The sequence below is a fragment of the Streptomyces olivochromogenes genome (assembly GCF_021538895.1).
In the GTDB taxonomy this organism is placed as follows: domain Bacteria; phylum Actinomycetota; class Actinomycetes; order Streptomycetales; family Streptomycetaceae; genus Streptomyces; species Streptomyces olivochromogenes_A.
Window position 1 is genome coordinate 1 of the sequence record NZ_JADDRL010000222.1, and the last position, 6,687, is coordinate 6,687.

A 6,687-nucleotide genomic window follows, 5' to 3' on the forward strand; every position below is an offset into this window, starting at 1 on the left:
TGGCAGCTGATCGACTTCGGCTACGCCGACATCGGCGGCCCGTCGACGGTGCTGACCGCCGTGGGCTTCGGGCTGGCGGGGTGGTGGGCGCTGGCCGGGGACGGCGCCGAGGGACGTGCCGGGACGGGACGCGGCGGCACCGGAACCGCACGGGACGACGCCGGGAACGGACTGGGCGGCGGCGGGACGGGGCTCGGTGGCGGCGGGCGCGGACTCGGCCGTGGCGACCGGGGTTTCGGGGATGACGGTGGTGTCCGGGAGGCCGTGGTCCGATGACGGTGTCCCCTTCGCACAGCTCACACGCTCCCGACCCGGAAGCCGACGACGCGGCGGGCGTGCCGCCGACCCGGGGTGGGGCGGGTGCCGAGGCCGGGGTGGAGGCCGGCGAAGGTGCCGGGTCCGCCACCGCCCAAGTCGCCCCGTCCGCCCCGGTCTCGCGTGGGTTTCTGGCGCGGGCCACCCTCATCACCGCGTCCCTCTCGGTCGCGGGGGCGCTGCTCGGGCTGGTTCGGGATCAGTCGCTCGCCCGGTTGTTCGGGGCGGGGCGGGACACGGACGCCTTTCTGGTCGCCTGGACCGTGCCGGAGTTCGCGGCCACCCTGCTCATCGAGGAGGGACTGGCGTACGCGCTGATCCCGGCGTTCAGCCTGGCGCTGGCCCGCCGCGCCCAGGGCGCCCCCGGCAACCCCGTCCGCTCGCTGGTCGCCGGCACGCTCCCGAAGCTGTCGCTGGCCTTCGTCGCGGTGTCCGCGGTGCTCATCGGTGCCGCCCCGCAACTGGTCGCGCTGCTGGCGCCGGGCCTGCCCGACCCCGCTCTCGCCGTCGACTGCACCCGGCTCACCGCGACCTGCGTGCTGACCTTCGGGCTCGCCGGCTACTGCAGCGCGGCCCTGCGCGCACACCGCCGCTTCCTCGCGCCGGCGGCGATCTACGTCGCCTACAACACCGGCATCATCACGACGATGTTCGTCCTCGGCGGCCGCTGGGGGGTGCGCGCGGCGGCGCTCGGCGTCGCGATGGGCGGCCTCCTGATGATCGCCGTACAACTTCCCTTCCTGTGGCGGAGGCTGGGCCGTACCGCGACACCCGCCCCGGCCGGTGACACGGCCGCCGGGGCACAGCCCGTGGGCGTGGCCCTGATCGCCACCGTGCTGCTGTTCGCCCTGTGCCGCCAGTCCCAGGTGTTGATCGAACGCTTCCTCGCCTCCCCCCTCCCGCCGGGCGCCATCTCCCACCTGAACTACGCCCAGAAGGTGGCCCAGATCCCGATGACGCTCTCGCTGATGCTGTCTACCGTCACCTTCCCGGTGGTGTCGCGGGCGCTCGCCGAGGGCGACACCGAGCGGGCCCGCACCCGGGTGGAGCGCGATCTGGCGCTGGCCTCGACCCTGGTGCTCGGCGGCGCCGCGGTCGTCGTGGCCTGCGCCCCGCAGATCGTCGAACTCCTCTTCCAGCGGGGCGCGTTCACGGCCCGGGACACGGCCGCGACCGCACAGGTGATGCGCGTGTACGCGCTCGGGCTGCTCGGCCAGACCCTCACCGGCGCGCTGGTCCGCTCCTACTTCTCGGCGGGCCGGGCCACCTGGTACCCGGTCGGCGCGATGGCCGCGGGCATCGCCGTGACCGCCTGGGCCGGCGCCCTGGCCGTGGGCCCCTGGGGCGTCACCGGGATCGCCGCCGCCAACGCCCTGGGCATCACCCTCACCGCCGCGCTCCTGCTGGCCGGCATACGCGACGCCGGACACGCCACCCCGCGCGGCGTCGCGATCCGTACCGGGACCGTGCTGCGCGAGCTGAGCCGCCCGTTGTGGGCCGCCGCCGTCGCCACGGCCGCCGGGGCGGTCGCCGCCGCGGCCTTCCCCGCTCCGCCGGCCGGTCTCGCCGCCGGCGCCCTGACCACGGCCGCCGTGTTCGTCCTGCTCGGCCGGGTCCTGGGCGCCCAGGGCTTCGCCCCCGCGCTGCGTTCCCTCCGTTTCCTCCGTACCGTCATCCGAAGGGTCGCCCATGGCCGCTTCCGCTGATCACCCCCGCGTCGCCCGCCGCGGCGCCCCGCGCCCGGGCCCGGTCCCCTGGATGGCGATGTACCACTCGGTGGGCGACCGCTCCTGCGACCCGTACCGGATCACGGTCACCCCCGACCGCCTCGACCAGCAGCTGGCCTGGCTGCGCCGGCGCGGCCTGCGGGGCGTCTCGGTGGCCGAGCTGCTCGCCGCCCGCGCCCGCGGCGAGGCGCGCGGCCTGGTGGGGCTGACCTTCGACGACGGGTACGCCGACTTCCTCGACCACGCCCTTCCGGTGCTGCGTCGCCGGAACTGCAACGCCACCCTGTTCGTCCTGCCGGGCAGGCTCGGCGGGGACAACGCCTGGGACGTACTCGGCCCGCGCAAGCCGCTGCTGACCGCGGACGGCATCCGCCGGGCCGCCGCCGAGGGCGTGGAGATCGGCTCGCACGGCCTCACCCACGTCGACCTCACGCGCGCGGACGACCTCACGCTGAAGGCCGAGACCGTCGAGAGCCGGGCGGCCCTGGCGGAGCTGACCGGCATGCCGATCGAGGGCTTCTGCTATCCGTACGGCACGGTCGACCGGCGCGCCGTCGACGCCGTACGGGACGCCGGATACACCTACGCGTGCGCCATCGACCCGCGCCCCCTGAGCGGCCTCCACGCCCTCCCCCGAGTGCACATCGGGCAGAACGACACCGCCGTACGCCTCCTCCTCAAGTACCGGCTGCACCGGCTGCGCCGCCGTCCCGTCGAGGGGCTGCGGTGAGGGCCCTGCACATCATCACCGGCCTCGGCACCGGCGGCGCCGAGCAGCAACTGCGGCTGCTGCTCGGCCATCTGCCGGTGCAGAGCGACGTCGTGACGCTCACCAATCCGGGCCCGGTCGCCGAAGGGCTGGCCGCCGACGGCGTGCGGGTGGTCCACCTCGGCATGACCGGCAATCGCGACCTGACCGCGCTGCCCCGCCTGGTCCGGGTGGTCCGCCAGGGCCGCTACGACCTCGTCCACACCCACCTGTACCGGGCCTGCCTGTACGGCCGGATCGCCGCCCGGCTCGCCGGGGTCCGCGCGGTCGTCGCCACCGAACACTCCCTGGGCGACTCGCAGATGGAGGGCCGACGGCTGACGGCGGGCGTGCGCGCGCTGTACCTGGCCGGGGAGCGGCTGGGCCGGACGACCGTCGCCGTCTCCGCCACGGTCGCCGACCGCCTGGAACGCTGGGGCGTGCCCGGCCGGCGCATCGAGATCGTGCCCAACGGCATCGACCTGGCCCGCTTCCGCTTCGACCCGGTGCGCCGCCTGCACACCCGCCGCCGGCTCGGCCTGCCCGACGAGGCGTACGTCGTCGGCGGCATCGGACGCCTCACCCCCGGCAAGCGCTTCGACGTGCTGATCCGGGCACTCGCCCGGCTCCCCGCCGACTGCCGGCTGCTGCTGGTCGGCGGCGGCCCCGAGGAGAGCGCCCTGCGCGCCGTCGCCCGCGAGGCGGGGGTCGCCGACCGGGTGCTGTTCACCGGCGAGCGGCCCTACGCCCCGGACGGCTCCCCCGGCCCCGACCTGCCGTCCCTCACCTCGGCCATGGACGTGCTCGCCTCCCCCTCCCCGGAGGAGGCCTTCGGACTCGCGGTCGTCGAGGCGCTGGCCGCCGGACTCCCGGTGCGCTACGCCTCCTGCCCGGCCGTCGAGGACCTGCCGCCCGCCGCCGCCCCGGACGCCCGCCGGGTCCGCGGCGGCCCCGACGAGTACGCCCGCGCGCTCGCCGCGACCCACGCCGCCGGGCCCGGCCCCCGTACCGCCCCGGACGCCGCCCGCCACTACTGCGCCACCCGCAGCGCCGCCCGGCTCATGGACGTCTACACGGCGGCCGTCGCCGGCGGGATCCCTCCGACCCGATCCCCTCAGGGAGTCAGTTCCCCATGACCGAGAACACCAGCAGACAGCGCCGCGCCGCCCGCTTCCCGCGTGCGGTCCCGCCCTGGTCACTGCTCGCGGCCGGTGCCGTCCTCGGCGGCGTGCTCGGCGGCGCGTACGGGATGCTCAGGACGCCGACGTACACGGCCACCAGCTACCTCGTCGTCGTACCGACCGAGAGGTCCGACCCCGCCGACGCGCTGGGCTTCGCGCAGGCCTACGGGCGGGTCGCCACGCAGCTCGCCGTGCTCGGGGACGCGCAGCGGTGGGCGGGGGTGCCGGTGAGCACGCTCCAGAGCAGCGTGCGGACGCAGACCTCGCCGGACGCGCCGATGGTCTCGGTCTCGGCGACCTCCGCCCGCCCGGACCGGGCCCGGGACATGGCCAACGCCGTCGCCCGCTCCCTGACCCGGCACGCCGACGCCACCAAGAGCGGCACGCACGTAGAACTCCTGCAGTTCTCCCGCGCCGTCGAGCCCACCACGCCGACCTCGGCCTCCCCGGAGGTGACCGGCCTGGTGGGCGCGAGCGCGGGCGGGCTGCTGGGCGGCCTGGTGCTCCTGGTACGGCCCCGGCGCGCCCCGGAGGAAGGGATTCCCCGCGCGGTGACCGTGCCCGCCCCGGCCGTCGCCGCCGACGCGCACCGACACCTGTGACGACGCACGCCCCCGCCGCGACCCGCACCATCGAGCTGGTCACCGACGACCGCGCCTTCGCCGCACTGGCCCCGGCCTGGGACCGGCTGTACCGGCGGTGCGCGGCGGCGACCCCGTTCCAGAGCCACGCCTGGCTGTACTCGTGGTGGCTGTCGTACGGCAGACCGGGACGGCTCCGGCTGGTGCTGGTGCGGTCCGGCGGTGAACTGGTGGCCGCCGCACCGCTGATGCTCGTGCTCCGCCCCCTGCCCACGCTGGTGCCGCTCGGCGGGGCGATCTCCGACTACGCGGACGTGCTGCTCGACGACACGGCCGGCTGGCAGGCCGTGGCCACGCTCACCGAGGGGCTGTCGGCGGCCGCCCGCACCGCGCTGATCGACTTCCGCGAGGTACGACCGGGCGGCGCGGTGGAGCGGGTCTTCGACCGCTGGAACGGGCCGCGCCGCCGGGTGTGGGACTCGGTGTGCCTGGAGCTGCCCGCCGTCCCCATGGACGAGTTGGTCTCCCGGCTGCCCCCGGGCAAGGCCCAGCGGGTGCGGGCCAAGCTGCGCAAACTGCGGGCGCTGGGCGTGGAGCGGCACGTCGTGCGCCCGGACGGGGTGGACGCGGCGCTGCGCCGGCTGCTGGAGCTGCACCGGCTGCAGTGGCAGGGGCGGAAGGTGACGTCCGAGCACCTGCACCACCGCTTTCGCGAGCATCTGGTGCGGTCGGTGGGGCCGATGGTGCGCTCCGGGGACGCGGTGGTCACCGAGTTCCGGCTCGACGACGAGGTGGTGGCCGTCGACCTCACGCTGCTGTCGCGGCGCCTGGCGGGCGGCTATCTGTACGGCGCCGACCCGCGCCTGCGGGAACGCAAGGCGGATGTCGCGGTGATGCTGCTGGACGCCTGCGCCGAGCACATCGGCACGGGCGGCCACGGCACGCTGAGCCTGCTGCGCGGCAACGAGCCGTACAAGCAGCACTGGCGCCCCGAACCGGTCGCCAACCAGCGGCTGTTGCTGGCCCGGCGGCGCACCGCCCCGTTGCTGTCGGCGGCGCTGTGCGACGCCGCCGCGCGGCAGCGGGGCAAGACGGTCCTGCGGCACTGGAAGGAGCGCTTGGGGGGCGGCGGTACCTGACCCGGACTGCGGTCCCTGTCCCGGGCGCCGCCACCCGGCGGCACTACCCGTCGTGGGACCATCGATTGACGGGGACGCACAGCTTCCCGCCGAGCCAGTCCTCCAGCCAGTCCCCGAGGTCCACCGGCGAGCACTCGGCCGGGGACTGCGGGGTCGGCTCGTCGGTACGGCTGCCGGACAGGACGGACCGGTAGACCTCGGACGACTCGGGGTTGGCCCGGCACTGCCACACACCGTGCGGGCAGTAGTCGGTCACCGTGTTGTACAGCGGCCTCTGCTCGTCCATCCAGGCGAGCATGCGCCGTACGTACTCGGCGTTGTCGCCGTTGCGGAAGAGCCCCCATTCCGGATACGAGATGGGCTTGCCGTGGGCCTTCGCGAAGTCCACCTGATGCTGCAGGCCGTAGGGCTCACTGACCTGCTCGTCGAACGACAGCCCGGCCGGCTGGTCGTAGGAGTCCATGCCGATGATGTCGACCGTGTCGTCCCCGGGGTAGCACTCCGTCCAGGGAACGGCGTCCCGGCCACGGCTCGGCGCGAAGTCGAACCGGAACTTCTGCCCGGGCACCGACCGCATGGCGGTGACGATCCTGTTCCAGTACGCCTTCCAGGCCTCCGGGTCCGGCCCGCAGCGGTGGGTGTAGGTGATGCCGTTCATCTCCCAGCCGAGCACGACGATCGTGTCCGGCACCCGCAGCTCCACCAGCCGTTCGGCCAGGGTCCGGAAGTGCTGGTCGAACTGCCCGTCGGCGCCCTGTCGCAGCAGTTGGCGGACCTCGTCGTCGGAGAGGTCGTCCTCGTTGCGCTCCATCATCGGCACGTTGAGGACGAGCATCCGGTCGTCCTTCTGGCGCCGCCACTGCGCCCAGGGGTCCAGGAAGCCGGGCTCCCCCTCGATGTCGCTCCAGTGATTGCCCGGCAGATACGTGTGGGCGACCCGCAGCTCGGTCCCGCCCAGCCACTGGCTCATCTCGGCCATTTGGGAGAGGCCCAGGG

The 6,687-nt window shown here is 75.0% G+C and carries 6 protein-coding genes and 1 pseudogene; 6 read left to right on the plus strand and 1 reads right to left on the minus strand.

The window, feature by feature from the left end; translation table 11 throughout:
- The 6 genes and pseudogenes from IPZ69_RS45985 to IPZ69_RS46010 form a co-directional block, all read left to right on the plus strand.
- A pseudogene (locus IPZ69_RS45985) lies at window positions 1–276 on the plus strand (hypothetical protein); the annotation flags it as partial.
- Window positions 273–2,021: a lipid II flippase MurJ gene (locus IPZ69_RS45990; RefSeq protein ID WP_235460885.1), complete on the plus strand. Its 1,749-nt coding sequence runs from the start codon at window positions 273–275 to the stop codon at window positions 2,019–2,021. The pseudogene IPZ69_RS45985 and the gene IPZ69_RS45990, both read left to right, overlap by 4 nt.
- The gene (locus IPZ69_RS45995; protein WP_235460886.1) at window positions 2,005–2,772 is read left to right on the plus strand and encodes a polysaccharide deacetylase family protein; all 768 of its coding nucleotides are present in this window, start codon (window positions 2,005–2,007) and stop codon (window positions 2,770–2,772) included. The genes IPZ69_RS45990 and IPZ69_RS45995 overlap by 17 nt, the downstream gene beginning before the upstream one ends.
- Complete coding sequence (locus IPZ69_RS46000) at window positions 2,769–3,926, plus strand: glycosyltransferase (RefSeq protein ID WP_235460887.1); 1,158 nt, start codon at window positions 2,769–2,771, stop codon at window positions 3,924–3,926. Before IPZ69_RS45995 ends, IPZ69_RS46000 begins: the two co-directional genes overlap by 4 nt.
- Complete coding sequence (locus tag IPZ69_RS46005) at window positions 3,923–4,573, plus strand: lipopolysaccharide biosynthesis protein (protein WP_235460888.1); 651 nt, start codon at window positions 3,923–3,925, stop codon at window positions 4,571–4,573. The genes IPZ69_RS46000 and IPZ69_RS46005 overlap by 4 nt, the downstream gene beginning before the upstream one ends.
- Window positions 4,570–5,691: a GNAT family N-acetyltransferase gene (locus IPZ69_RS46010; RefSeq protein WP_235460889.1), complete on the plus strand. Its 1,122-nt coding sequence runs from the start codon at window positions 4,570–4,572 to the stop codon at window positions 5,689–5,691. Before IPZ69_RS46005 ends, IPZ69_RS46010 begins: the two co-directional genes overlap by 4 nt.
- Window positions 5,692–5,734: 43 nt before the next feature.
- Here IPZ69_RS46010 and IPZ69_RS46015 read toward each other — a convergent pair.
- Window positions 5,735–6,687: glycoside hydrolase family 26 protein (locus IPZ69_RS46015; protein WP_268835882.1), on the minus strand; the 953-nt coding region annotated here is incomplete at its 5' end.